At 64.7% G+C, this 26,589-nt stretch carries 20 protein-coding genes; 13 read left to right on the top strand and 7 right to left on the bottom strand.

Features of this window, described 5'->3' with window-relative positions:
• Nucleotides 1-4 precede the first annotated feature (4 nt).
• Nucleotides 5-3,154: an efflux RND transporter permease subunit gene (locus tag DN412_RS30225; protein ID WP_115214928.1), complete on the top strand. Its 3,150-nt coding sequence runs from the start codon at nt 5-7 to the stop codon at nt 3,152-3,154.
• Nucleotides 3,154-4,617, top strand: coding sequence for an AdeC/AdeK/OprM family multidrug efflux complex outer membrane factor (gene adeC, locus DN412_RS30230; RefSeq protein WP_115214929.1), 1,464 nt, complete (start codon nt 3,154-3,156; stop codon nt 4,615-4,617). The genes DN412_RS30225 and adeC overlap by 1 nt, the downstream gene beginning before the upstream one ends.
• 110 nt (nt 4,618-4,727) lie before the next feature.
• Here adeC and DN412_RS30235 read toward each other — a convergent pair whose 3' ends face one another.
• Together DN412_RS30235 and DN412_RS30240 are read right to left on the bottom strand one after the other, a co-directional pair.
• Entirely contained in the window at nt 4,728-4,931 is a 204-nt protein-coding gene (locus DN412_RS30235; RefSeq protein ID WP_115214947.1) for a cold-shock protein, read from the bottom strand.
• Nucleotides 4,932-5,181: 250 nt separating this feature from the next.
• Entirely contained in the window at nt 5,182-5,556 is a 375-nt protein-coding gene (locus DN412_RS30240; protein WP_078196270.1) for a PHA-granule associated protein 4, read from the bottom strand.
• A 548-nt stretch (nt 5,557-6,104) separates the two neighbouring features.
• Between DN412_RS30240 and DN412_RS30245 the strand changes: the two genes are divergently transcribed.
• Together DN412_RS30245 and DN412_RS30250 are read left to right on the top strand one after the other, a co-directional pair.
• Complete coding sequence (locus DN412_RS30245) at nt 6,105-6,335, top strand: hypothetical protein (protein WP_115214930.1); 231 nt, start codon at nt 6,105-6,107, stop codon at nt 6,333-6,335.
• 164 nt (nt 6,336-6,499) lie between these two features.
• Nucleotides 6,500-7,066, top strand: a complete 567-nt coding sequence (locus DN412_RS30250) for a phasin family protein (protein ID WP_115214931.1) — start codon at nt 6,500-6,502, stop codon at nt 7,064-7,066.
• Between the two features lie 60 nt (nt 7,067-7,126).
• On the opposite strand, the gene DN412_RS44810 is transcribed toward DN412_RS30250, so the two are convergent.
• Together DN412_RS44810 and DN412_RS30260 are read right to left on the bottom strand one after the other, a co-directional pair.
• Nucleotides 7,127-7,378, bottom strand: a complete 252-nt coding sequence (locus tag DN412_RS44810; protein ID WP_115214932.1) for a hypothetical protein — start codon at nt 7,376-7,378, stop codon at nt 7,127-7,129.
• A gap of 631 nt (nt 7,379-8,009) precedes the next feature.
• Complete coding sequence (locus DN412_RS30260; RefSeq protein WP_115214933.1) at nt 8,010-9,008, bottom strand: TGS domain-containing protein; 999 nt, start codon at nt 9,006-9,008, stop codon at nt 8,010-8,012.
• A gap of 184 nt (nt 9,009-9,192) precedes the next feature.
• Here DN412_RS30260 and DN412_RS30265 point away from each other — a divergent pair, with 184 nt between their 5' ends.
• From DN412_RS30265 to DN412_RS30285, 5 genes are all read left to right on the top strand, one after another.
• Nucleotides 9,193-11,403, top strand: a complete 2,211-nt coding sequence (locus DN412_RS30265; RefSeq protein ID WP_115214934.1) for a penicillin-binding protein 1A — start codon at nt 9,193-9,195, stop codon at nt 11,401-11,403.
• 238 nt (nt 11,404-11,641) lie between these two features.
• Complete coding sequence (locus DN412_RS30270) at nt 11,642-13,963, top strand: xanthine dehydrogenase family protein molybdopterin-binding subunit (RefSeq protein WP_115214935.1); 2,322 nt, start codon at nt 11,642-11,644, stop codon at nt 13,961-13,963.
• A complete protein-coding gene (locus DN412_RS30275) occupies nt 13,932-14,396 on the top strand; it encodes a (2Fe-2S)-binding protein (protein ID WP_115214936.1) in 465 nt (154 codons plus the stop codon). Before DN412_RS30270 ends, DN412_RS30275 begins: the two co-directional genes overlap by 32 nt.
• 178 nt (nt 14,397-14,574) lie before the next feature.
• Nucleotides 14,575-16,446 carry a preprotein translocase subunit YajC gene (locus tag DN412_RS30280; protein WP_244222834.1) on the top strand — a complete coding sequence of 624 codons (1,872 nt, stop codon included), beginning with the start codon at nt 14,575-14,577 and terminating at the stop codon, nt 16,444-16,446.
• An 8-nt stretch (nt 16,447-16,454) separates the two neighbouring features.
• Nucleotides 16,455-18,059, top strand: a complete 1,605-nt coding sequence (locus DN412_RS30285; RefSeq protein WP_115214938.1) for a GMC oxidoreductase — start codon at nt 16,455-16,457, stop codon at nt 18,057-18,059.
• 15 nt (nt 18,060-18,074) lie between these two features.
• On the opposite strand, the gene DN412_RS30290 is transcribed toward DN412_RS30285, so the two are convergent.
• Nucleotides 18,075-19,598 (bottom strand): amidase, encoded by a 1,524-nt coding sequence (locus DN412_RS30290; RefSeq protein ID WP_115214939.1) that lies wholly within the window; start codon nt 19,596-19,598, stop codon nt 18,075-18,077.
• 27 nt (nt 19,599-19,625) lie between these two features.
• Nucleotides 19,626-20,621, bottom strand: a complete 996-nt coding sequence (locus DN412_RS30295; protein ID WP_115214940.1) for a Bug family tripartite tricarboxylate transporter substrate binding protein — start codon at nt 20,619-20,621, stop codon at nt 19,626-19,628.
• Nucleotides 20,622-20,791: 170 nt separating this feature from the next.
• Between DN412_RS30295 and DN412_RS30300 the strand changes: the two genes are divergently transcribed.
• From DN412_RS30300 to DN412_RS30310, 3 genes are all read left to right on the top strand, one after another.
• Nucleotides 20,792-21,712 (top strand): LysR family transcriptional regulator, encoded by a 921-nt coding sequence (locus DN412_RS30300; protein ID WP_115214941.1) that lies wholly within the window; start codon nt 20,792-20,794, stop codon nt 21,710-21,712.
• Between the two features lie 166 nt (nt 21,713-21,878).
• Nucleotides 21,879-23,123, top strand: a complete 1,245-nt coding sequence (locus tag DN412_RS30305) for an NAD(P)/FAD-dependent oxidoreductase (RefSeq protein ID WP_115214942.1) — start codon at nt 21,879-21,881, stop codon at nt 23,121-23,123.
• 34 nt (nt 23,124-23,157) lie between these two features.
• Nucleotides 23,158-24,069 carry an ATP adenylyltransferase family protein gene (locus DN412_RS30310; protein WP_115214943.1) on the top strand — a complete coding sequence of 304 codons (912 nt, stop codon included), beginning with the start codon at nt 23,158-23,160 and terminating at the stop codon, nt 24,067-24,069.
• Nucleotides 24,070-24,086: 17 nt separating this feature from the next.
• On the opposite strand, the gene DN412_RS30315 is transcribed toward DN412_RS30310, so the two are convergent.
• Nucleotides 24,087-25,397 carry a DUF3422 family protein gene (locus tag DN412_RS30315; protein WP_115214944.1) on the bottom strand — a complete coding sequence of 437 codons (1,311 nt, stop codon included), beginning with the start codon at nt 25,395-25,397 and terminating at the stop codon, nt 24,087-24,089.
• Nucleotides 25,398-25,500: 103 nt separating this feature from the next.
• Between DN412_RS30315 and DN412_RS30320 the strand changes: the two genes are divergently transcribed.
• Complete coding sequence (locus DN412_RS30320) at nt 25,501-26,361, top strand: LysR family transcriptional regulator (protein WP_208647683.1); 861 nt, start codon at nt 25,501-25,503, stop codon at nt 26,359-26,361.
• The last annotated feature ends 228 nt before the right edge of the window (nt 26,362-26,589 follow it).

Below are 26,589 nucleotides of genomic sequence, written 5' to 3' on the forward strand. Positions count from 1 at the left end.
AGCCATGTCCAATTTCTTTATCGACCGGCCCATCTTCGCGTGGGTGATTGCCCTGGTCATCATGCTGGCCGGGGTGCTGTCGATCCGCGCGCTGCCCATCAGCCAGTATCCGGCCATCGCGCCGCCCACCATCGCCATCTCGGTCAACTACCCCGGCGCCTCCGCCGAGACGGTGCAGGACACCGTGGTGCAGGTGATCGAACAGCAGCTCAACGGGCTGGACGGCTTGCGCTATATCTCCTCGGAAAGCAACGCCGACGGCAACATGACGATCACGGTGACCTTCGAGCAGGGCACCAATCCGGATATTGCCCAGGTGCAGGTGCAGAACAAGCTGGCGCTGGCGCAGCCCCTGCTGCCGCAGGAAGTGCAGCAGCAAGGCATCCGCGTGACCAAGTCGGTGCGCAACTTCCTGGTCATCGTGGGCATGATTTCCACTGACCCCAAGGTGACGCGGGAAGACCTGTCGAACTACATTGTATCGAGTGTCCAGGATCCGCTGTCGCGCACCTACGGCGTGGGCGACTTCCAGGTGTTCGGCTCGCAATACGCCATGCGGGTATGGGTCGACCCTGCCCGGCTCAACAGCTACCAGCTCACGCCGCTGGACGTGAGCAACGCCATCCGGGCGCAGAACGTCCAGGTGGCCTCCGGCCAGCTTGGCGGCCTGCCGGCGGTGCAGGGCCAGCAGCTCAACGCCAGCGTGATCGGCAAGACCCGGCTGCAGACCAGGGAGCAGTTCGGCAACATCCTGCTCAAGGTCAACCCCGACGGCTCCCAGGTGCGCCTGAAGGACGTGGCCGACGTGGGCCTGGGCGGGCAGGACTACAACATCAACGCGCAATACAACGGCCAGGCGGCCTCGGGCATTGCCGTGCGGCTGGCCGCGGGGGCCAACGCGCTGGCGACCGTGCGCGCCATCCGCAAGACGCTGGACGGGCTGGAGCCTTTCTTCCCGCCGGGGATGAAGGTGGTGTTCCCGTACGACACCTCGCCGGTGATCTCGGGCTCCATCAACGAAGTCGTGAAGACGCTGATGGAAGCCATCGCGCTGGTGTTCCTGGTGATGTACCTGTTCCTGCAGAACGTGCGCGCCACGCTGATCCCCACCATCGCCGTGCCGGTGGTGCTGCTGGGCACCTTCGGCGTGCTGGCGGCGTTCGGCTACACCATCAACACGCTGACCATGTTCGGCATGGTGCTGGCCATCGGGCTCTTGGTGGATGACGCCATCGTCGTGGTGGAGAACGTCGAACGCGTGATGGCCGAGGAGGGCCTGGGGCCCAAAGAGGCCGCGCGGCGCTCGATGGGCCAGATCCAGGGCGCGTTGGTGGGCATTGCCATGGTGCTCTCGGCGGTGTTCCTGCCGATGGCGTTCTTCGGCGGCTCTACCGGCGTGATCTACCGGCAGTTCTCCATCACCATTGTCTCGTCCATGACGCTGTCCGTGCTGGTCGCGCTGATCCTGACGCCGGCCCTGTGCGCCACCATGCTCCAGCCCATCGAAAAGGGCGATCATGGCGAGAACAAGGGCGGCTTCTTTGGCTGGTTCAACCGCTGGTTCAACGCGACCACCCAGGGCTACGAGCACAACGTGTCGCGCATCCTGAAGCGCCGCATGCCCTTCCTGCTGATCTACGTGGCCATCCTGGTGTTGATGGGCTTCCTGTTCACGCGCATCCCCACTTCATTCCTGCCGGAAGAAGACCAGGGCGTGCTGTACGCCCAGGTGCAGACGCCGGCCGGCGCCACCGCCGAGCGCACGCAGAAGGTACTCGACCAGATGCGCGATTACCTGCTGAAGGACGAGGGCGCCGTGGTGGAGTCGCTGTTCACTGTCAACGGCTTCAACTTTGCCGGCCGTGGCCAGAACTCGGGCCTGGCCTTTATCCTGCTCAAGCCATGGGAGGAACGCAGCGGGGACAACACCAGCGTGTTCGACCTGGCCGCGCGCGCGCAGCGCAAGTTCCAGAGCTTCCGCGATTCGATGTCGTTCGCATTCGCCCCGCCCGCGGTGCAGGAACTGGGCAATGCCACCGGTTTTGACCTCTACCTGCAGGACCAGGCCGGCATTGGCCATTTGGCGCTGATGAACGCGCGTGACAAGTTCCTGGCGCTGGCCTCGCAAAGCCCGCTGCTGCAGCGCGTGCGCCCCAATGGCCTGAATGACCAGCCGCAGTACCAGCTGGCGATCGACGATGAAAAGGCGCGCGCGCTTGGCGTTTCGCTGGCAGACATCAACAGCACGGTGTCGATCGCCTGGGGTTCCAGCTACGTCAATGACTTCATCGACCGCGGCCGGGTCAAGCGCGTCTATGTGCAGGGCCGCCCGGATTCCCGGATGAATCCGGACGATGTCGACAAGTGGTTCGTGCGCAACGACAAGGGCGACATGGTGCCGTTTTCAGCCTTTGCCGACGGCAAGTGGGGATTTGGCTCGCCCAAGCTGCAGCGCTACAACGGCGTGGCCGCGGTGGAATTGCTGGGCGAGGCCGCGCCCGGGCGTAGCTCCGGCGAGGCCATGAAGGCGATCGAGGAGATCATGAAGCAGATGCCGCCGGGCGTGGGCTATGCCTGGACTGGCCTGTCCTATGAAGAGCGGCTGTCGGGCTCGCAGGCGCCGGCGCTCTATGCGCTGTCGCTGCTGGTGGTGTTCCTGTGCCTGGCCGCGCTGTACGAGAGCTGGTCGATCCCGTTCTCGGTGATGCTGGTGGTGCCGCTCGGCGTGATCGGCGCGTTGCTCGCCACGCTGGGGCGAGGCTTGTCCAATGACGTGTTCTTCCAGGTGGGCCTGTTGACCACCATCGGCCTGTCCGCCAAGAACGCCATCCTGATCGTGGAATTCGCCAAGAGCCAGTACGAACAGGGCAAGGGCCTGGTCGAGGCCGCCGTGGAGGCATGCCGCATGCGCCTGCGCCCCATCGTGATGACCTCGATGGCGTTCATGCTCGGCGTGTTTCCGCTGGCCGTGTCGACCGGCGCCGGTGCCGGCAGCCAGCACGCCATCGGCACCGGCGTGATCGGCGGCATGATTACGGCCACGGTACTGGCGATCTTCTGGGTGCCGCTGTTCTTTGTCGGAGTCACCGCGCTGTTCGGGCGCAAGCGCCGGCAAGGGCCGCATGACACCTCGCTGGAAAAGGGCGCGCTGTAATGAAGAAGACCTTGCTCTGCGCTGCCGCCATGGCCATGCTGGCCGGCTGCAGCCTGATTCCCAGGTACGAGCGGCCGGCCTCGCCGGTGGCGGCAGCCTACCCGCAGGGCCCGGCCTACCTGCCCGCCGATGCCGCCGCCGAAGCCGGCCGGGTGCCCGCGGTCGAACTGGGCTGGCGCGATTTCTTCGCCGATGCGCGTCTGCGCCGTCTTATCGAACTGGCGCTGCAGAACAACCGTGACCTGCGCGTGGCTGCCCTCAATGTGGAGGCATTCGGTGCCCAGTACCGCATCCAGCGCGCCGACCTGTTTCCCGCCGTCGGCGTGGCCGCACAGGGCTCGCGCCAGCGCATTCCCCCCGACCTGTCCCCCACCGGGCAGCGGCTGATCAGCAGCCAGTATGGCGTGTCGCTGGGCACCACTGCGTGGGAGATCGACCTCTTTGGCCGCCTGCGCAGTCTCAGCGAAGCCGCGCTCGAACAGTATTTCGCCAGCGACGAGGCACGCCGCAGCACCCAGATCTCGCTGGTGGCGAGCGTTGCCAGCGCCTACCTGACCCAGCGCGCCGATGAAGCGCTGCTGCAGGTCACCCGGGAAACGCTGGCCAATTACGAGCGCAGCTATGGCCTGACCCGGCGCAGCTACGAGGAAGGGATCGCTTCCCGGCTCGACCTGCGCCAGGCGCAGACCGCCCTGGAAAACGCGCGCGCGAGCCTGGCGCGTTACACCCGGCTGGTAGCCCAGGACCAGAATGCCCTGGAGCTGCTGCTCGGCACGTCCCTGCCCGCGGACCTGCCCGAAGGCCTGCCACTGGAGCAGAAGCTGTTTGCCGATGTGCCGGCCGGGCTGCCCTCCGAGCTGCTGCAGAACCGCCCGGACGTGCTCGCCGCCGAGCACCGGTTGCGTTCGGCCAATGCCGACATCGGCGCCGCGCGCGCGGCGTTCTTTCCCAGCATCAGCCTGACCGCATCGGCGGGCACCGCCAGCAGCCAGCTTTCAGGCCTGTTCGGGGCCGGCTCCGGCACGTGGCTGTTCCAGCCGCGGATCAACCTGCCGCTGTTCACCGCGGGCAGCCTGCGGGCCAGCCTGGATTTCGCCAACATCCAGAAGGACGTGAATGTCGCCCAGTACGAGCGTACGGTGCAGACCGCCTTCCGCGAGGTGGCCGATGGGCTGGCGGCGCGGGGCACCTACACCAGCCAGCTCCAGGCGCAGGTCCGCTTCGTGGAAGCCGCCCAAGACGCCTATGGCCTGGCCGACCGGCGCTACCGCACGGGTGTCGACAGCTACCTTGCCGTGCTGGACGCGCAGCGCTCGCTTTACAACGCGCAGCAACTGCTGATCCTGGCACGGCTCGAGCAGCTGACCAGCGAAGTCAACCTGTACAAGGCGCTGGGCGGCGGCTGGCACGACCAGGCCGGCAAGGCCGCCGATACGTCCGCCGCAGGCGCCGGACCCACCTGACGCGCAGGCCGGGCGGCCAGCGTAAACTGCCCGACGTGCCTGAAAACAGAAAAGCCCTTCTCAATGCGTGAAGGGCTTTGTCGACTCAGGCCGTCAGGTGGGCAGGGCGCCTATACTGGGCGGATCTTTGACGCCTGTGGGCCTTTCTGACCTTGCGTGACTTCAAATTCCACTTTCGCACCTTCCTCCAGCGATTTGAAGCCGGTGCCCTGGATTTCGCTGTGATGAGCAAACAAGTCCTTGCCGCCATCATCCGGTGTGATGAACCCGTAGCCCTTTTCACTGTTAAACCACTTCACGATGCCAGTCGCCATCTCGTCCTCGATATTTGTTGCACGCAGGCAGCGTGCTGCGCGGCCCCGCCCCGGCATCGATATGCCGCCAATCTATGGTTCGATGCGGTAGGGGATGCCACCGAAACCCCAGCATAACCGAAGAGGGGCGCAGGCAGCATCCAAGGGTTTACCTCGGGGTCGGAGCGCTGACGAGGTGGATGGGTAGCGATACGGGCTGAGTGCGCAAGCTTCCGCCCGCCGCAACCGAGGAACTCCCCTCGAGCCAAGCTTACTCAGTCCAGACGGCATCGACGTCCCGCAGCAGGTGTCCGGCCAGGATGTAATCGCCGACCTTCATGGCCTTTGTCTCCAAGGCCACCAACTCGTTGGCTGCCAGCAGGTCCAATGCAAACTGGCAGTAAAGGTTCCGTTGCCGGAAGGACACCTTCGGCCGACCGAGGCCAGCAATGAGCGCCGCGTGCGACTTCACGGCAATGCTTTCGTGTCCGCGATACTCCACCCGTATCCCCACCTTATCACCAAGGCGCCCGAGCTCAATAGCGTCTTGCCAACCTGACTCATAGTCGAGTTCAACTAGCGCAACCCCCTCTGCCTCCAGGAGCCTGATAGCTTCCCCTTTGGTTCCAGCCCGAGCCGTTGTCATTTTTGCCTCCCCTTACACCCCCGGCGCACGGGTCGCCGGCCTGCTTCAACGAGCTGCTGAATTCAGCTCAACGTTGTCCTGCTCACCCTGGCCCTGGCTTCAGAATTGAAGCCAGGCGTCGCTTAATTCTGACGTAAGAAAAATTTAAGTCAATATAGACTCGCCCGGAAGTCCTGCAGCTGTTCCGGCAAGCAACCACATATCCTCAGCGGACCTCGGCGCGTGGCGTTAATGCAAGCCGTCTGGTCGGTCGACGAATGGATGCTTTCGAACTTGTATGCGTATCAGTCGGGATATTTCGTTGATCTGGCCTGCGCGCGTTTTGGCGACGGAGAAAATCCCGGGGATGACGGCAGAAATGCCTTCTAATCGCATTGAACACAAGGTGGCGAGCGACTAAGATGAACACTTCGGGCGCGAGAACAAGCGCCCGCCAGCCAGAACCCCGCGTCCGAGAGAGAAGAAGCGGTCTGTGCAAAGCAGGCCAGCTGTCACGGACGGTAGTGAAGTCCCGTAGCAAAAATAGACCTACAGCTTGGGAGACGACTGTGCTGAGTCATCATGAATTCGCCACGCTGGTGCTGGTAAATGACAGCTCTGACCCAACGGTGCTGGACCGCTCGGATATGGACACGCTGCTCGCGCGTCAGCTGGTTACGCTTGAGCGTCTGGGGCCAAACCACAGCCGCCCTCAGGTGACAATCCAGGGCTACGCTTTTCTGAAAGCCTTCGGGCGAGTTCGCGCAAGGGAAGGTCGGGCTCTCCAGGCCTCCTTGTGAGTGTATTGGTTTAGCTTGTAGTGACAGCCGGCGTTGGCGCTCTTGCGTCCGATCGGTGTGGCCCGCCAGGGTCACAGTGCAGCAATCGTTATCCATTCGATTCCCGTCCCGTCGGAGCTCTCCTCGGATAGCTCAGGTCGCGGGTCGTACTTAGGAGACACAAGATGACGCAGTGGTCCCCCGAGCAATTCATTAAGGTCCAAATGGCAGGCATTGAAACCTTGACCGGGCTGACCGGCAAGGCCTTTGAGGGCTTCGAGAAGCTGCTGGAGTTGAATCTGCAAACAATGAGGACGGCGCTGTCTGAGACACGGGAAGGCGCAAGGAAAGCGCTCGCAGTCAAGGATCCGAAAGATTTTGTCGAATTGCAGATTGAGTTATTTCAACCTGCGGCCGACAGCGCATTGGCGTATCGACGTCAGCTGCACGACAGCTTGACCGCCATGCGGGCTGAGTTTGAGAAGGTCGTTGAGGTCCAGTACGCAGTGGGCAAGCGGGAGCTGCAGGGTTTCATTGACAGCGCGGTAAGCAACGCGCCGACAGGCTCGGCGCCGCCGCTGGCCGCCTGGCAGGAGACCGTCAAGGCGACGACTGCATTCTTTGAGTCGATGCAAACGACAGCAAAGCAGGCCGCGCAAGTAGCCGAGAGCAGCTTCAATACCGCAGCGGAGACGGCCTCGAAAGGCATGCGACGTCGCGCAGCCCAGGCCGTCCAGGCCGCCGCGAAGTAGTTCCGGCTGGCGACCGGCGCATGCTTGTTCTGCTTGCCACGGGAATGTGGAAAGGACCGCTCACATTACACAACCGTTGGCGGTCATCTTCGACCTGTCGGCTGCAGGTGGAAATACGTACCAGCAGCCGTCATCGTGTCGAAAGAAGAACAACGCTCGCAAGCCGGCCGGTTGCGCGGTCTCGACGCATACGTAGCGTCTCCGGCCGAAATGGGTGCGGCTGAATTCAACTACGTGGACCGGCGTTGTGGGGCCGGGCGCGAGCCATTTTTCGACCTGAAAACGCAACGACTGACTGTTCGAGCTCTTCACTTCTGGCTCCATCACTTCTTGTTCGCTGCAGCGGCAGGGTCCAACCTGAGGACGGAGGCCGTCGCGTCTGCCGCTGCAGTGCAATGCGTTTCATGGCGCACCTGGCATTGCGCCCGTATCCTGAGAAAGCACTTTAAGTCTAGGCCACAACCCGGTGCCTCTACGTATAGTTTGGCTAATTAGCAACAGCGGGAAACCCGACCATGAGGTGCCTGCATGCGCCTCAAGTGGCTAAGGCTAATGCATCGCAGTATGTTCGACCCGCCACAAAGTCGCGTTAGTAGCAATCGAGAAACGGTCGAGATTCGGAGGCGGTTGACCCCCGCATTCGCCACGAGCTGTATGGCGCCAAATAAAAAAAGCACCTTTACAGGTGCTCAGCGTTTCCAACCTTGGGCGTATGCGTCCGAACCGGGTCAGCAACTCATGATCCGGTCCGGACCTGCAGGCATATGCGGCCTGCACGATCACGTTTCATATTGGAGAAACACGATCGTTTCGCTGACCTACCTTCGCTTTGTCAAAGCGTGTCTCAGTCAGCACTTGAATTATAGGGCAGGCAACGATCAGGTCAATCCAAATCTGGCGGTGCCGCTGCGATGAACTCGCCCCACGGCTTCGCTTGCAGCGCCTACGAATGCAGTTCCACCACGTCTGTATCGGCTACCGGATGATCGGCACCAACGTGTTGGCCGCTGAATTTGCCACTCCCCCAAATGCGGGCGAACTTGAACGTGCGCGCGATATCAGGGCGCACCCGCAGGGCGACATCGAGCACCGTGTCGCCGCGGCGCATTGTAAAAGGCCGATTCTGGTCGATGGGTTTCCCGGGTGCCTTGGTGTAGACGCGGGCGATGCCCAGAGCCCTGAAGAGGAATGGGCCGATTTCGGCCAGGCCTCGTCCGCAGGTTGCCGAGGTTGCGATCACCGGAAAGCGTACACCGAGCAAGTCCTCGAGCACGGCCGCGTCTTCCGGGTTGGCGAGATCGATCTTGTTGGCCAGCAGCAGCGTAGGGAGGCACACGCTGAACGGGTCAGCCGGCGCCAGTTCCGCGGCCGCTGGCCAGCGCTCCGTCAGGATAATCTTTGCCACGGCGAGCCGCTGCAAAATCAGCGCCAACTGTTCCGTGCAGTCTGGCGCGCTCAGATCGACCACAAGCAGCGCGCCGTCTGTCGACCGCAACAGGTTGGTGAGCTCAGGCTGCATGAATTCGAATGAGACCGGCGGCAGATCCACCAGCTGAAAAGCAATGTCCTCGAACGGCAACATGCCGGGAATCGGCAACCTGGTTGGGTGGGGGTAGGGCCCGACCTCCCCGCGCGATCCTGTCAGGCTCGCGTGCAGACTGGATTTTCCCGCGCCGGGCGGGCCGATCAAACAGAGCTGGGCCGCGCCGTCAGGATGCAGCGCATGTGATGACCCTCTGTGAGCCGATTTCCCGTGGCTGGCAGATTCCTGGGTGAGTTCCCGAATCCGCGACTTGATATCGGCTTGAAGATGCTCTGTCCCCTTGTGCTTTGGGATGGCACGGAGCATCTCCTTCAGGCATTCGAGCTGCTCTCGCGGCTGGCGTGCCAGCCGATAGGCTTGCTCGGCCCGCTTGTACTCGGGGGAAAGGTTTGCTGGCATTGGATAGCGTATGCAACACAGCCAGGCCGGTGGTGAGCATCGCCCTCCTCAGCGGTGGGCGATGCTGTTCACACAAAAAAATGTAATCGTTTGTTAATACTGCGCCTCACTGCCCTGTTTTGGCAACAGATGCGTCCTTCGGCTTTGGTACGATCGCGCTCTTTCCGCCAAGCGTCCCACCATCGTGAATCGCCGCTATGTATCGTTGTTTCGTGAGTACTGCGCACGATGGCTCATCCGGCTCCAGGCGCTGGCTGCTGCCAGCTTCACGATAGCCAGACGCGTCTGCAACTGCGCGCTGCGCCGGCTTTGCCATCCGACGCGACGCGGCATCATGCTGACGCTCGCCGCAGTGCCGGCGCTGTTTCTGCTGTACGTGCTGGCGCTCGTGCCGTTTACGCCGGGCATCGGTAACATCCGCAAAGCCCGCATCGACCGGCCAGCGCTGATCGTGTCGGCCGACGGCAGAGTGATCGACGAATTCAAACCGGTCAATCGCGAGTGGGTGTCGCTCGGGCAGATCTCGCCGTACATGGTGGCTGCATTGATCGCCACCGAGGATCGCCGCTTTTATGAGCATTACGGGATCGACTGGCTGCGTACCGCGTCGGCCGCGCTGCATACGTTCTCCGGCGACCGACAGGGTGGCTCGACCATCACGCAGCAGCTTGCGCGCAACCTGTATCCCGACGAAATCGGCCGCGCGCCGACCCTCGCGCGCAAACTCAGGGAAGCGATCACGGCGCTCAAGATCGAAGCCGTGTACAGCAAGGATCAGATCCTTGAGACATACCTGAACAATGTGCCGTTCCTGTACAACGCCTACGGCGTGGAAATGGCCGCACGCACCTACTTCGGCAAATCGGCGGATCAGCTCGACATCCTTGAAAGCGCGACTCTTGTCGGCATGCTGAAGGCCAACAGCACCTACAACCCTGTCCTGAATCCCGAGCGCGCATTGGAGCGGCGAAACACAGTGCTCGGGCAGATGAACAAGTATGGGAAGCTCAAGCCCGATGCTTACACCTGGCTGAGGCGGCAACCGCTCAACGTCAATTTCGAGTTGCAGACCGCGCCACGAAGCACGGCGCCGCATTTTTCCGCGCAACTGCGCAGGTGGCTGACCGCATGGGCCGAGCGCAACGGCTACAACATCTACGCCGACGGACTGGTCGTGCGTACGACCATGGATTCCCGTCTGCAGGCGATGGCAGTGCAGGCGATGGACTGGCAGGCGAACCAGCTGCAATGGATCGCGAACGGGGCATGGAACGAACGCACGGGCTGTTGGCCCGGCAACGACCTGTTCCGGACGTTCATCCGGCAAACGCCCGACTATCGCGCCGCACGCGATGCCGGTCAATCGGACCAGGCGGCGCTCAGGAAGCTCGGTGCGAACCCGACGTTCGTCCGCGCACTCTGCCGGAGCAAGACTCAGGTCCAGGCGGGCTTTGTCGCGATCGATCCGCGCAACGGCGATATCAAGGCATGGGTCGGTAGTCGCGACTTCAGTGACGCACCGTTCGATCACGTGCAGCAGGCCCGGCGTCAGCCGGGTTCGACCTTCAAGCCGTTCGTCTACGGGGCTGCATTCGCGGACGGCGCGCGGCCAAGCGATACGATCGTAGACCGGAACGTCGCCATCCCCCTGACTGGCCAGGCGATCTGGCGGCCTACCGACGCGGCACCGCCCACCGACCGGCCGATGACGCTGCGCGACGCGCTGGTGTATTCGCGCAACCGCGTCACCGCTCAGCTCATGCAAAAGGAACGTCCCGAAAAGGTTGCGCGGCTGGCGCGCGCGATGGGCGTGCGCGACAGTCCGCTCGAAGCGGTGCCGTCGCTCGCGCTCGGCACGAGCCCGGTCACGCTCAAGGAAATGGTATCAGCGTATAGCACGATCGCGAACCGCGGCGCCTATGTCGAACCGCGCATGGTCACTCGCATCGAGGATCACGACGGCAAGGTGCTCGCCGAATTTGCGAGCGCGTCGCCGCAACAGGCATTGCCCGCTGGCGCAGCGCAAACGCTCGTTGATGTGATGCGCGACGTCGTTATCCGGGGCACCGGTGCCGGCATTCGGACGCGCTTCGGGATTCGTGCCGACGTGGCCGGCAAGACGGGCACCACGCAGGACAACACGGATGGCTGGTTCATCCTGATGCATCCGCAACTGGTCGCAGGCGCGTGGGTGGGGTTTGACGATGGACGTGTGACGCTCGGCAACGACTGGGGCGAGGGCGCGCATAGCGCGCTGCCGATGGTAGGCGCGTTCTACGATATGGCCTTGCGTGCGAGGGTGATCGATCCGGATGCGCGATTCAGCCCTGAGAACCGGGCTCCTCGCAAGGTCCATGCGCAACAGCATCGGCATTTCCTGTTCTGGAGGTTCTGATGTCGTCGCTGGCGGAGGAGATACCTTCGCCGCGACCGCATCCCTCTGGCCGTCCGCCGTTTTATCTAGCCAAATCAATGGCTTGGTAAGGATTTGGAGCGGCAGGGTAGTGCCCAGTGTTGCGCGATAGCGCCAACGATGTGTTCGTATTCGCACTGAAGCACTTCCCGACCTAATATAGGCCATGCCATGGGCGGCACGGGGGGCTTCCAGTGATGATCGATCCGCCAGTCTTGCCATGTTGACGCGCAGAACCTTCCTGCTCGGCGGTGCGGGCGCTGCCGGTGTGCTGGTGATCGGATGGGCCTCGCTGCCGCCGCGCCAGCGCCTGGTGGGCGAGCCGCTGGCAGTGCGTGACGGGCAGTTCGCGCTGAACGGCTGGGTCAAGGTGGCGTCCGACAATACTGTCACGGTGGTGATGAGCAAGGCCGAGATGGGGCAGGGCGTGCATACCGGCGCGGCCATGCTACTGGCCGAGGAGATGGAGGCCGACTGGTCGCAGATCCGCGTCGAGCCGTCGCCCGTCGACAGCCTGTACAACAATATCGAGGGCGTGGTCGCCAACCTGCCGTTCCGGCCGGACGACAAAGGGTGGCCCAGGCGTGCGGCCGAATGGTTCACGCGCAAGGGCGTGCGCGAGGTGGGCATGATGTTCACCGGCGGCTCCACCAGCATCAGGGACCTGTGGAATCCGATGCGCGAGGCCGGCGCCGCCGCCCGCATGATGCTGTGCGCGGCAGCGGCGAAGCAGTGGAACGTCAAGGCCGGGGAGTGCCGCGCACAGGCCGGCAAGGTGGTGCATCCGTCGGGACGCAGTGCCACCTTCGGTGAATTGGCCGCGGCAGCCGCGCGCGAGGGTTTGCCAGGCAAGGTCGAACTGAAGGACCCGGCCAGCTACAGGCTCATCGGCACCCGCGCGGCGCGCCTTGATACTCCCGCCAAGCTCCACGGCTCGGCCCGTTTCGGTATCGACGTAGTAGCGGACGCGATGGTCTACGCCAGCGTGCAGATGTGTCCGACGCTGGGCGGCACGCTGCAAGGATCCCCGCCCGACGACGTGAAGAAGTTGCCCGGCGTGCTTGACCTTGTCGCGTTGCCTCCGTTCCCGGGCGGCAGCGGCGGCGTGGCGGTGATCGCCAGCGATGCGTGGATCGCCATGCAGGCGGTGGAAAAGGTCGAGTGCAAGTGGGACGAGGGCGAGGCCGCGAAGCTGTCGAGCGAAGGCATCCGCGACACGCTGGTGAAGGCGCTCGACGCCTCCAATCCGCGCGTCTGGTACGAGCATGGCGACGGGCGCGCCATGAAGCAGGGCAAGCCCGCCATCCAGGTCTTGTACTCGGCGCCTTATCTCGCGCACGCCGCGCTGGAGCCGGTCAACTGCACGGTACTGGTCCAGGACGACCGCGCCATCGTCTGGGCCGCGACGCAGGTGCCCGGGCTGGCGCGTCGCTGCGTGGCAAAGACGCTCAGGCTGGACGCGGACAAGGTCGAACTGCGCCAGCAATCCATTGGCGGCGCATTCGGGCGCCGGCTCGAGGTCGATTTCATCTGCCAGGCGGCCGCCATTGCGGCGAAGCGCAAGGGCGTGCCGGTGCAGACGATCTGGTCGCGCCCCGAGGACATGCGGCATGACTTCTACCGTCCGGCCAGCGTGTCGCGCTTCGAGGCCTGGCTCGACGGGAACCGCAAGGTCATAGCTGTGCGCAATATCTCGGCGAGCCAGTCAGTGCTGGAGAGCACTGCGAAGCGCAACTTCGGCCTGCCCGACATCTTCGTGTCGCGGCTGGACAAGTCCACGGTGGAAGGGGCCTTCGACCAGGCGTATGACTGGCCAGACGTATGGATCGGCCACCAGACCGTGGACCTCGCCATCCCCGTGGGCTACTGGCGCTCGGTGGGGCACTCGCACCACGCCTTCTTCATGGAAAGCTTCATCGACGAACTGGCGGTGGCGGCCGGGGTGGACCCACTCGACTACCGCATGAGCCTGCTCAGGGAAGATCGCCAGCGCGCGGTGCTCGAGCAGGTCAGAAAGATGTCGGCCTGGGGCCAGCCTCTGCGCAAGAGGCCTGGTGTGATGAAGGTAGGGCGCGGCGTGGCCCTGCACGAGTCGTTCGGCAGCGTGGTGGCGCAGGTGGCCGAGGTGTCGGTGGACAACGCGGGGCAGGTCCGCGTGGATCGCGTTGTCTGCGCCATCGATTGCGGCATGCCGGTCAACCCGACCCTGATCGAGCAGCAGGTGGAGGGCGGCATCGTGTTCGGGCTGTCGGCGGCGCTGTGGCAGAAGATCACGCTGGAGGGGGGCAAGGTGAAGGAGGACTACTACACCGCCTTTCCGGCCATGCGCATGCGAGACTGCCCGGAGATCCAGGTACACGTGATGCCTTCGATGCGCCCGCCACAGGGCGTGGGCGAGTCCACCACGCCGCCGATCGCGCCGGCGGTGGCGAACGCCTTGTTCAATGCCACCGGCGAGCGCTTGCGCGACCTGCCGCTGCTGAAGACGCTGCCGCCTTCCGGAGCCTGCGATGCCAGACAATCAGATCAGTGTCAACGGTAAGAGCGTCGAGATCCGTTCGGACGGCTGCACGCCACTGTTGTGGGTGCTGCGCTGCGAACTGAAGCTGACGGGCACCAAGTTCGGGTGCGGCGTGGGGGTGTGCGGCGCCTGCGCGGTGCATGTCGACGGCAAGATGCTGCTGTCGTGCCAGCACCAGGCGAGCGAGATGGAAGGGAAGAAGATCGTCACCATTGAAAGTCTCGACGGTCCCGAAGCGAATGCCCTGCGGAGGGCCTGGCTCAAGCACGAGGTCGTGCAGTGTGGCTACTGCCAGAGCGCGCAACTGATGGCGGCGAGCGCGCTGCTGAAGCGCACGCGGAATCCGAAGGAGACGGAGATCGTCGAGCAGATGAGTTGCGTGATCTGCCGGTGCGGCACGTATACGCGGATCAGGCGGGCGATAGCGGAAGCGGTGGGGATGTTGAGGGGCTGAGGGCGTCGACGTGCGCGCGTGCCCCAGCCATGGGTTGACGAGCTGGAAGTCTTGGGGGGGGAAGGCGATGAAGCATTCCGGGCCAGCACCAGGGCCGCTATATCCGGGCCGGTCGCAACCTGCGACCGATACTGCCGGCAACGCGGTGATCCCGTCGGTGTCTGCTGCAACCGGGCGCGTGGAACTCTACACCCAAAGTTCCATGGTGAACTGGCTGAGCCCGCTACAGCTTCCGTTCACCGCCATGCGCGTGGCCGTGGCGATGGCAATCGGCGCCTTTGCAGACCAGCGCATGGTGCAGGCTGCACTCACGGCACTGGATCCGAATCCGCAGATCCCGGTACCGGCTGACGAGCACGGCGGTGTCTGGGTCGACTATCTGGCCGACACGGGCGACGGCTGGGACTCGACCTACTCGATGGCGTTGTGCGTCAGTCACGCGGTGACGCTGCGCGAGCAGGGCGTGACGCTGCCGCGGGCAAAGGTGCTGTTGCTGGGCGGCGACCAAGTGTATCCGACGCCTGCCCATGATGGCTATCGGACCCGCTTTGTCGATCCGTTTCGGGCCGCGTTCCCTGCGCCAGTCGAGGCCGCGCGTCCCGCATACAGCGACCAGCCGATCGAGTTGCCGGATGCGCCGTGGATGGTCGCCACGCCCGGCAATCACGACTGGTACGATGGCCTGCGTGGCTTTGCCCGACTGTTCTGCTGTGGCAAGCCCGTAGGCGGCTGGGAGACGCACCAGCGCACGGGCTACTATGCCTTGCAGTTGCCCGGCGGCTGGTGGATCTGGGGCCTGGACCTGCAGCTGGAGTCGGAAATCGACCGGCCGCAGCGCGAGTACTTCCAGAAAATGGTCACGGCGCTACAGCCCGGTGACCGCGTCGTCTTGTGCGCGCCCGAGCCGAGCTGGGTTGACGAGATGGAGCGCGTGCGCCGCGGGGAACAGCGGGCCCTGCCTTCGATCGAGACCAAGACGCCGCGCTTTCGCAGCCTGAGCGAGATCGAAGGGATGCTGGGTAATCGGCTCGCGCTCGTGCTGGCCGGCGACTCGCACCATTACGCGCACTACGTGCCCCGAGCGGGCACCGCGGGGCCGCATCGCATCACCTGCGGAGGCGGTGGCGCATTTCTTCACGGCACGCATCTGCTGCCGGATCCGCCGCGGCCTATCGTCGTGGGCCCGGCTAAACAGGCCTACGAGTTGAAGTCCGCGTATCCGGAAAAGGCGACCTCCCGGCAATTGCGCAATCGCGCGTGGCAACTGCCTGGGCGCAACCTGTCGTTCTGTGCGCTGGTGGCGATCCTGTACTTGCTGTTCGACTGGATCATCCAAAGCGCGAGCCTGGCATCCATTCCCGGGCGCGATCAACGCAGCTTTGTCGGGAGACTGGCCGATCTCGAAGTGACATTCGGGAATATCGGCGAGGTGGTTCACCAACTGTTCCGGGTCATGGCGCACAGTCCGGCGTCGGTGGTGTTCGCGGCGGCCATTGTCTTTTCTTGTGGTGCGCTGTCGACCAGGGATGTCAGACGCGGCGTCCTGCTGGCGAGCCTTGCCGGCGCGCTGCACGGGCTGCTTCACCTGGCACTGGCGGTCGCGCTGCTATGGCTCATCACGCGCTTCAACCTCTATGCCTTTGGCGCTGACAATCCGCCCCACATGCTGCTGTTCCTCGTCCAGGCAATGCTGCTGGGCGGGGCCCTCGGCGGTCTGCTGTTCGGCGTGTGGATGGTGTTGGGCAACGCCCTGTGGCGCCTGCACACCGAGGAAGTGTTCTCCTCCCAGCGCATCGCCGATTACAAGTGCTTCCTGCGGATGCGGTTCGAGGGTGGGCAATTGACGATTTACCCGCTCAAGCTGGAGAAGGTTTGCCGAAGCTGGAAGCTGGGTGAGGGCGTCAAGCGACTGGCCAGGGTCCGCAGCACCTGGCGCGTGCGCGCCCGGCCCGGTGCAACCGGGCCGCGATTCGTGCCGGCAGACGGTCAGGTATCGCCGCCGGAGGCAGTGCAGATGATTGAGAAGCAGGCAATCATCATCCAAAGATAGGGAGCGTCATGATGAGCAATGCGCTTGCCTACGATGTCGTCGTCATCGGCAGCGGCTTCGGTGGCGCGGTCTCGGCCTGCAGGCTTGCGCAGGCCGGCCGCAAGGTGCTTGTGCTGGAACGCGGCCGGCGCTGGAGCCCGGCCACCTACCCGCGCGACGAGAGCGACGCCTGGTTGTGGAACCAGGAGCGTGCCCATCGCTTCAATGGCTGGGCCGATATCCGGACATTCTCTGATGTATGGGTCATCGCCGGGGCCGGAGTCGGTGGCGGCTCGCTGATCTACGCCAACGTTTCCGTGGAAGCCAGGCCGGAAGCCTTTCAGCACGGCTGGCCGAAAGAGGTTACCTATGCCGGCCTGCAGGCCCACTATGAGGAGGTCGGGCGCATGCTCGCAGTGAGCGAGGTGCCGGATAATCAGTTGAGCGAGCGAACCCGGCTATTGCGCGAGGGGGCGGAAGCATGCGGGTGGGGCGGGCGCTTCCGCAAACTGCCGCTGGCGGTGACGTTTTCCAGGCATTGGGACCCGACGCTACGAGACGCCCGCGATGACCGTCATTCAGAGAAATTCCTGAACCAGCACGGCAGGTGGCAGGGCACTTGCGTCCACTGCGGCAACTGCGACGTGGGGTGCCAGGTATCGGCCAGGAATACGCTGGACCTGAATTACCTGGCGGTGGCCGAAGACAATGGCGCCGAGATTCGTCCCTTGCACCTGGTGGACCGGCTCGAGCCGCTGCAGCAGGGCTGGCGGGTATGCTTCAGGAAAATCGATCCGGAAGAAGAAACGACAAGCCCCGGCGAAGTCACGGCCGCCAGGGTGATACTGGCCGCCGGCTCCATCGGCAGCTCCGAGCTTCTGCTGCGCTGCCGGGATGAGCATCGCACGCTGCCCGGGCTGTCACCTCGGTTGGGGTATGGCTGGGCTCACAATGGCGACTTCGTGACGCCAGCCTTCTATGACAACAGGACGGTCTCTCCTTCTCATGGCGTGACCATCTCCGCCGCGATCGATTTCCTGGACCACGGCGGGCCAAACGGGCAGGCGATCTTTGTGGAGGACGGCGGCATCCCGAACCTCGCGGGCAACTTCATTCGACGCCATATGAAGAGGACGCGTTCCCGCAAGCTGCGCGCTGTGTGGAAGGACGTCGGGGGGCTGTTTGACGACGGCGATCCGGTCGAGCGGATGATGCCCTGGTTCGGGCAAGGCGTGGACCCTGGCGATGGCCGGCTGAGGCTGGGCCGAAAGTGGTATGCGCCGTGGCGTCGTGTGCTGCGGCTCGACTGGTCCTATCAGGCATCGGTGGCGGTCATCGAGGCCATGATTGCCGCGCATACGCAGCTCTCGAAAGCGACTGGCGGGGATCCATGGGTGCCGCTCACCTGGCGACGGTGGCACAACCTGATCACACCGCACCCGCTGGGAGGCTGCAACATGGGGACCTCTGCCGCGGACGGCGTCGTCGATGCATGGGGCCGGGTATTTGGCTACAAGGGACTGTATGTCATGGACGGTTCGGTCGTCCCGCGTCCGCTCGGCCTGAACCCTTCGCGCACCATCGCGGCGCTTGCGGAGCGTAACGTGGCCATGCTCTTGCGCGAGCAAGACTAACGCGAACCCTTTTGCCTATACCGCGGAGACGCCGCCCGATGGCTGCGCCGTGCCAGCGCCCGGAGGCGCGGTAACAATCGAGCGCAGCGATGGATTGGCGGGCCTCAGCGCGGCGAGGTCGGGAACCGGGCGGCGCAACGCTGGCAGTGTGGCAAACGCAGCTTCCATCGCCTGGGCCGCGCCCAGCGTTTCCAGGTCACCCCGGAAGCGTCCGGTCACCTGCAGCCCGAACGGCATGCCGGCCTCGTCGGTACCGCACGGCAGGGAAATGGCCGGATGCGTGGTCAGTGTCACGACATAGGTCAAGGCCAGCCAGCGGTAATAGTTTTCCTGCTTTTCACCATTGATGGAATCCGCGAACAGCCTGGTCCAGGCGAAGGGCGACACGGGCGTGGTTGGCGACAGGATCAGGTCGTATTCCTGGTACGCCCGCTGGAAGCGCTGCAGGATACGGTTCTGCTCGGCCTGCGCCCACGCGCTGTCGGCCAGTGACATCTTCGCGCCGAGCTCGTAGTTGGCGCGGGTATTGGGGCCGAGACTGGCGGGGGCGCGCTGGTAGGCGTCATGCAAGCCGGCGACAAAGCTTTCGGCGCGCAGGATATCGAAGCAGCGGTGCACATCGCCAAGCTCGAAGCTGACCTCGTCGCATTGCCTGAACAGGTGGCGCATTGCGGCGATCCTGGCGCGGAACACGCGGCGGACACCGTCGTCGACCGCGCAACTGCCGAAGTCTTCGGTCCAGCCGACCCGCAAGGTCGACAGGTCCACGGGCGCCGGCGACAGATACGCTGCGGCGTCCACGGCGTAGCTCAGGGGATCGGTCACCGACACCCCGGCCGAAGCCGCCAGCTGCAGGCAGGCATCGGCAACGGTGCGTCCCATCGGGCCGACCACCGAGATCGGCGTCCAGCCCAGCAGCTTGCGCGAGTTGGGGACGATTCCCGGCGAGGGCCGGAACCCGACCACGCCGCACTTGGCCGCGGGAATGCGCAGTGAGCCACCGGTGTCTGAGCCGGTGCAGACCGGCAGGAAATCCGCCGCCAGCGCCGCGGCCGAGCCACCGGAGGATCCACCCGCATTGAGGTTCGGGTTGAAGGGATTGCCGGTCGCGCCCCAGACCGCGTTGCGCGAGTTCGCGCCGGCGCCCATTTCGGGAATATTGGTCTTGCCCACCACGATGGCGCCGGCCGCACGTAGCCGTTGCACCAGCACGTTGTCCTCGGTCGGCACGTGATTGCGGAACAGCGGCGAACCATAGGTGGTCAGCAGGCCCTCGGTGGCCTCCAGGTCCTTGACCCCGAGCGGCAGCCCGTGCAGCAGGCCGAGTGGCTCGCCCCGCAGCATGGCCTGTTCGGCGTCGCGCGCTTCCTTGCGGGCGCGCTCGAAGCAGGTTGCCGTGATGGCATTGATCAGCGGGTTATAGGTCTCGATGCGCGCGATGCACGCCTCCAGCAGTTCTACCGGCGAGATTTCCCGGGTGCCGATCAGTCGTCGGAGTTCGACCGCCGAGGCCGAGGTCAGTCTGTCTTGGGTGTTCATGGAATCGTTGTCTCCGGGGCCGTGCTGTCAGTCAAGCTTGATGCGGGCGCGCTGCGCGATGGCACGCATCTGCGGGATTTCCTTATCGATCATGGCCGCGACTTGCTTGCCTGGGGCGTAGAAGGGCTCGATGCCGTTCTCCGCAAGCTGTCTGCGCGTTGCCGGATCGGCAATGGTGTCCGCCAGCGCCTTTTCCAGCCTGGTCCGGACCTCCGCTGGCAGTCCACGCGGCGCGACCAGCGCGATCCAGGTGCTGGTGTCCATGCCGGGATAGCCGCTTTCGGCCACGGTCGGCACATTGGGCAGCAGCGACGAGCGCTTTGCCGTAGTGACCGCAATGGCCTTGATCTTGCCGGACTTGAGTTGCGGAATGGCCGCAGCCACCGTATCCACGCTGAACGGGATCTGGCCACCCATCAGGTCGGTCATCGCCGGCGCGCTGCCCTTATAGGGAACATGCAGCAGTTTGGTGCCGGTGAGGTTCAGCAGCTCCTCGCCGGCAAAGTGGGCAGTCGTGCCGGCGCCGAACGAGCCGTAGGAGTACTTGCCCGGGTCTGCCTTGACTGCGGCAACGAACTCCTTGAGGTTGTTCACCGGTACGTCGCGGTTTGCCAGCAGGATCAACCCGGTCGACCCGATCATGCCGATGGGCTCGAAGTTCTTCTGGGGGTCGTAGGGCAGTTTTGCGTAGACCGCGGGATTAACCGTGAACGTCGTGCCGGACGTGGCCATCAGCGTGTAGCCGTCCGGTGCCGATTTGGCCACGTAGCTCGCCGCGACAATGGTGCCGGCCCCGGGCCGGTTCTCGACCACCACGGTCTGGCCGAGCCGCTCCCCGAGCTTGCGGGCGATGGTGCGGCCGACTACGTCGGTGGCACCGCCTGGCGGAAACGGCAGGACCAGCTGGATCGGTTTGGATGGATAGCCACCCTGCGCACTGGCAGGGGCGGGCGCCAGCGCGGCTCCGGCAGCCAGGCTGCAGGCCGTGAGGAGGAACAAGGTGCGGTGGGCGGGGGATCGCATGTTGATGCTCCGGCAGGGTAGGTATCGTGCAGCGCAGCAGGGTGAGGGCACCGCGTGATCTCATCGTACGATCAATCCGGCGTAACATCGTCGCAATGTTTCGAAGGCTTGATTGCCGAAAAGGCAATCCATAAAATGAATCTGATCTTTGCTTCGCTTTCGCCCCGACCATGTCGTACCGCATCCTGCAGGAAACCGCCGTCCGCTACTTCCTTGAGGTGGTACGCACCGGCTCGGTCAAGGACGCCGCCCTCAAGCTGAACGTCGCGCCATCGGCGGTCAGCCGGCAGATCGCCAAGCTGGAGAGCGAGCTGGATACGCTGCTGTTCGATCGCCGCGCGCGCGGCCTCGTGCCCAATGCGGCGGGAGAGTTGCTGGCGGCGCACGCCAAGCGCGCCCAGCAAGAGATCGATCGCGTCACGGGCGATATCCAGGCGCTGCGCGGCTTGCGCGTGGGGCAGGTGCACCTGGCAAGCGTGGAGGGCATCGCGCATGAGTTTCTTCCGGCCCTGGCCGCCAGCTTCCGGGAACAATATGGCGGCATCCGCTTCGACCTGGACGTGTGCCCGCAAGGTGACATTGCCAGGCGCATCCGCGACGGCGAGGCGGACATCGGCGTCACGCTGAGCGGGCTCCCCGAACTCGATATCGAGGTGGAGCTGCGCCACCCGGCCCCGGTGCTCGCGGTCATGTCGCCGGACCATCCGCTGGCGGGCCAGCGCCAGATCTCGCTGTCCCAGGTTATCGGCTATCCGCTCGCGCTGCCGCCCAAGGACAGCTCACTGCGGCAGCTGCTGGACACCAGTTGCAGCCGCCAGGGGCTCAGCTACCAGACCGTCTTTTCCAGCAACCATCTGGACTCGCTGGTCGGATTCACTGCGGCGGGGGGCGGCGCCATCACTTTCTATGGGGAGCTTTCGGTCCGGCGGCGCCTGAAGGAGGGGACCATCGCAGCGGTCCCGCTGCGCGACCGGGAAATGAACGAGCGCTATATCGAGATCCAGACGCTGGCCCGGCGCAACCTGCCGCCCGCGGGGCGTGCGTTCGTGCAGCACCTGGCCGAGGCCATCACGCGCATTGGTGGCGCATGATTGCCGGATTGGCAACCATGGATTCCAATAATTGATTGCAATGGATATTCCACCCGACTGCGCCCGCGTTGCAGAATCAGGGCATCGGATCCCTTTGCCTTTCGCTGAACCCGACTCCCCATGACCCAGACTGCAAACCTGCCGTCCTCCAGGATCCGCATCAGCCATGGCTTCTAAAGACATCCTGGTACTCGGTGCCGGCATGGTCGGCGTGTGCACGGCGCTGGCGTTGCGCCAGCGCGGCCATGCGGTCGTGCTGGTCGACCGGCAGGCGCCCGGCAGGGAAACATCCTATGGCAACGCTGGCATCATCCAGCGCGAAGCCGTGCAGCCCTACGCCTTCCCGCGCGAGTGGATGGCCGTCCTTCGCGTGATCACCCGCCAGGGCAACGATGTCCACTATCACCCCGCAGCACTCGCCAGCCTGCTGCCCGCGCTGGCGCGCTACTGGTGTGAATCGGCGCCTGACCGGTACGCGGCCACCGTCGCGGCATACAGCGCCCTCATCCGACACTGCCTGACCGAGCACGAGCGGCTGATCGCGCTGGCTGGCGCACAGGAGCTTGTGCGCAGATCGGGCTGGCTGCAGGCGTATCGCAGCGCTGCGCCGTTCGACCAGGCGGCGCGCACTGCGAAGGAAGTCGCGCGGCAACACGGACTCGATTGCCGGATTCTCGACCAGGCCGGGCTGAGGGCTACCGAGCCTGCCTATTGCGGGCCAGTGGCTGGTGCTATTCACTGGCGCGATCCCTGGACCATCGTCGATCCCGGCGAACTGGTAAGCCGCTACGCGGCGCTGTTCAGCAAGGAAGGCGGAATCTTTAGCCGCGGTGATGCCGCAACGCTGAAACAGACGGAAGGCGGCTGGACCGTGCGGACGGAAGATGGCCCGGTCGAAGCTGCCGAGGCCGTGATTGCACTCGGGCCGTGGGCAACGACCCTTACCAGGCCGTTTGGCTATCGTTTCCCGCTATTCGTCAAGCGGGGATACCATCGCCACTATGCCGCTGAGCCGATGCCGTCCATGCCGCTGCTCGATGTCGAGAACGGCTTTATGCTGGCGCCGATGCAGCGCGGCCTGCGCCTGACAACGGGGGCCGAGTTCGCACATCACGATGCGACGCCGACCCCCATCCAGCTGCAGAATGCCGAGCGCCACGCCCGCGTGCTGGTGCGCCTTGGTGCGGCAGTCGAAGACACGCCCTGGCTCGGCGCCCGGCCATGTGTCGCCGATATGAGGCCGATCGTCGGCAGAGCACCACGCCATCGTAGCCTCTGGTTCAACTTTGGACATGGCCACCAGGGCTTCACGCTCGGCCCCGTCACGGCCCGGCTGCTTGCCGAACTGATGGACGGTGAGCAGCCGTTTGTCGATGCCCGCCCGTATGATCCGATCCGCTTCGGTGCGTGAGACGGCTATGCTGAAAGGGGAGTGAAAGCGGACCATGCACGCTCGACAACTTCAGCCCGGCACGCTGTGGCCGGCTATCTTGCAACGGACGTCGCACGCCCTGCAGAGCGGGGCGTTGTGCCCGATCGAAACCGTCCAGGCGGCGATCGACGACGGTGGCGTGCGGTTCCTGGTCCGCCAGGTGTCCAGCCTGGCGTGCAAGGACAAGGCACGCAGGACGAGCGGTGCGGGGGGCAATCCCTTCCTGCCCTATGACCCGGAACTGTTTGTTGCGGATATCTCCGACACCCATGTGGCCTTGCTCAACAAGTTCAATGTCATCGAGCATCACCTGCTCATCGTCACTCGCCGCTTCGAACCGCAGGAATCCTTGCTGACAGTACCGGACTTTGAAGCGCTGCTGGCTTGCATGGCGGAGTTCCCGAGCCTGGGCTTCTACAATGGCGGCGCGGCGGCGGGAGCGAGCCAGGGCCACAAACATCTTCAGATCGTGCCGTTGCCGTTGGCCGAGGGCGGCCCGGCGCTGCCGGTTGGCCCCTTGCTGGAGTCGGCACGGCCCGCCGGCGCCATCGGCACCGTTCCCGGCCTGGCATTTGCGCATGCGTTCGCGCCGCTGGACCTGTTTGCGGCGCCCGTGGCAGAGGTAGCGTGCACGGCGTACGAGCGCTACCGCGCGCTGCTCGATGCGGTTGGCGTGCGGGCGGTCGAGGTCGAGGGCGGACTGCGCCAGTCGGCGCCGTACAACCTGCTGGTCATGTCCGCAGGGCTGCTGCTGGTGCCGAGATCCGCGGAGTGCGTGGAAGGCATCTCGGTCAATGCCCTGGCGTTCGCCGGATCGCTCTTTGTCCGGGATGCGGCGCAGATGCGGACGATTGAGGGTCTTGGCCCGATGCGCCTCCTGCGGCGAGCCGCGGCAGCCGAGGGGCAGGGCGGGGCAGCGAGCTAGCGGCCCCTGACCTGACCCTACGCAGCCTGATTCGCAGCCGACCGCCGCGCCGCGGCTTTTTGCCCGGCATGCTTGCTGCGCCTGGTAGCACGCAGCACCAGCAGCACCACTGGCAGGATCAACACCCCCTTGATCAGTTCCGGTTCCAGCGGGAGATGCACCGCATGCAGCGCCTTGAGCCCGGTCCCCGCCAGCGACAGCACGTAGTAGGAGATGGCCGCGACCGACAGGCCTTCGACCGCGTGCTGCAGCCGCAGCTGGCTGCGCGCGGTCTGGTCCATGCCCTCGAGCAGGCGCGTGGTGTCCTGCTCCTGCGCCAGGTTGACGCGCGTGCGCAGCAGGTCAAGCGCGCGCGCCACGCGGCCGGCAAACTGCTCGTGCCGCGCCCAGACCGACCTGCACGTCTCCATGGCAGGCGCGAAGCGGCGCTCCATGAATTCGGCGATGGTCGGTATGCCTTCGATGCGTTCTTCGCGCAATTCCTGGATGCGCGCCAGCACCAGCTTTTCATAGGCGCGCGATGCGCTGAAGCGGTTGCCGGATTCCGCCAGTGCCTCGATGCGGACCGCCAGGTGCGTCAGCCGCTCCAGCAGCTCGGCGTCGTGGCGGCCGCCCTGGCTGGTGTCCATGCTGCGCATCAGCGGCGCGAGCGAGCGCTGCAGGTTGTCCACGCTGCGGCCCAGGTCACGCGCCACCGGCAAGGCCAGCAGCGCCATCATCCGGTAGGTCTCGATTTCATACAGCCGCTGCAGCAGCCGTCCGCCCTGCACTTCGCGGAAGCCGTTGTCGATGACCAGGAAGCGCGAAAACCCGTCGGGCGGGATGGTCCAGTCGCAGAACACCTCGCCGCCGCCCAGCACGTGGCTGCCCGCCAGGATGGGGCCGTCGATCCACTGCCGCACATGGTCGCGCGCATGGGCCGCGGCCTCGCCCGAGACCAGCTCCATGCGCAGCGCCACCAGGCGCTTGCCGGCGAAGCTGTCGAACCACTCGGCCGGGATATGGGCAGTGGCCAGGTCGGAGAAGTAGTCCGTGTCACCACGCCGCGCCACGAACGTGAAGGTGGAGAACTCGGTGTGCCGCTCCCACTTCAGTTGCTTGTCATCGCCCCATCGCCCTGAATAGTGCGTCACGCCGTCGGCCGGTTCTTCCAGCCCGGTCAGCCGGCACAGGGAGGCCAGCAAGGCATGGTGGACGGCGGTATCGCCGTCGGCATAGATGGCGAAGTGCGTCAGCGAGGCAGAGCCGCCGATGCGCAGGAAGGGGCGGGCATGCAGTTCGCGCGCAAGGCTGTCGCGCAAGGGGTGGTCCATGATCGGCTGTGGCATAGGTCGGTCTTCAGCGTATTCGCGTTTTCAGCCAGTATGCCGAGGGCCGACGATTAAGAAAAACGCGTAAAATTGATCTGTTGCTTCAGTTTTTCTGATGCCAATGAAAGCGCTTGACCTCGATGTGCTGGCCATGATGGTGGCGGTTGCCGATACGGGCAGTATTTCCCGTGCGGCGGAACTCGTGCACCGGTCGCAGTCGGCGGTCAGCATGCAGATCAAGGCGCTGGAGCAGGCTTTGGGCAAGCCACTGTTCGTGCGCAAGCCGAGGAACGTAGTGCTGACCCCGGAAGGCGAAGTGCTGCTGGGCTTCGCGCGCCGCATGCTGGCCCTGCGCGACGAGGCGTGGGCGGCCGTGGTGCGCCCCGACGTGACCGGGCGCGTGGTGCTCGGCATGCCGGACGACTATGCCTCATCCCTGTTGCCCGCGATCCTGAAGAAATTCTCCGCGACTTACCCAAAGGTCGAGATCCAGGTCATTGGCTTGCCCAGCGTGGCCCTGGCGCCCATGGTCAAGGACGGATCCGTCGACCTGGTCTGCGCAACGCGAGTGAAGGGCTTGTCCGGGGAGTTCATCCGGCTGGAGCCGATGGTGTGGGCCGCCTCGCCGGCGGCGCACGAAATCTGGAACGAGCGGCCGCTGCCGATTGCCGTGTTCCAGGCAGGCAGCGTCGCCCGCGACATTGCGATCCGCAGCCTGGAACAAGCCAGGATCGCCTATCGCATGTCCTATGAAAGTCCCAGCCTGCTGGGCCTGCTCAGCATGGTCGAGGCGGGACTGGCCGTGGCGCCGCTCGCGCGATGTGCAGTCCCGGCGCATTTCACCATCCTTGGCCAGGCCCAGGGGCTGCCCGACCTGGCCGGGCTGGAGCTGGTGCTGGCGCGCAGCGCAAAGTCGAAGCGGCCGCCTTGTGACTTCCTTGCTGAACAGATCCTGTCCGAGTTGCAGCGCTGGCAAGCGTAATGAGGCGTTCGCCCGACAAGGAGGCGCCATGCCTTCGCGTCTTCCATCCCGCATCGAGGTCGGGGTGGGCGCAGACGAGTAAGTGGCAAAAGAGGCGCTTTTGATTTCTTTTCAAAAATGCTTGCAAGGCAGGCATCCAGGTATTAAGATTCGCCCCCTCGTTCGCAAGGCACCGCGCAACGAGGTGTGGGAAAAGACCTGCAAGGATTAACTCGACTCGAAAGAGCG

Origin of the sequence: Cupriavidus lacunae, assembly GCF_003353055.1 — a bacterium.
Classification (GTDB): Bacteria; Pseudomonadota; Gammaproteobacteria; order Burkholderiales; family Burkholderiaceae; genus Cupriavidus; species Cupriavidus lacunae.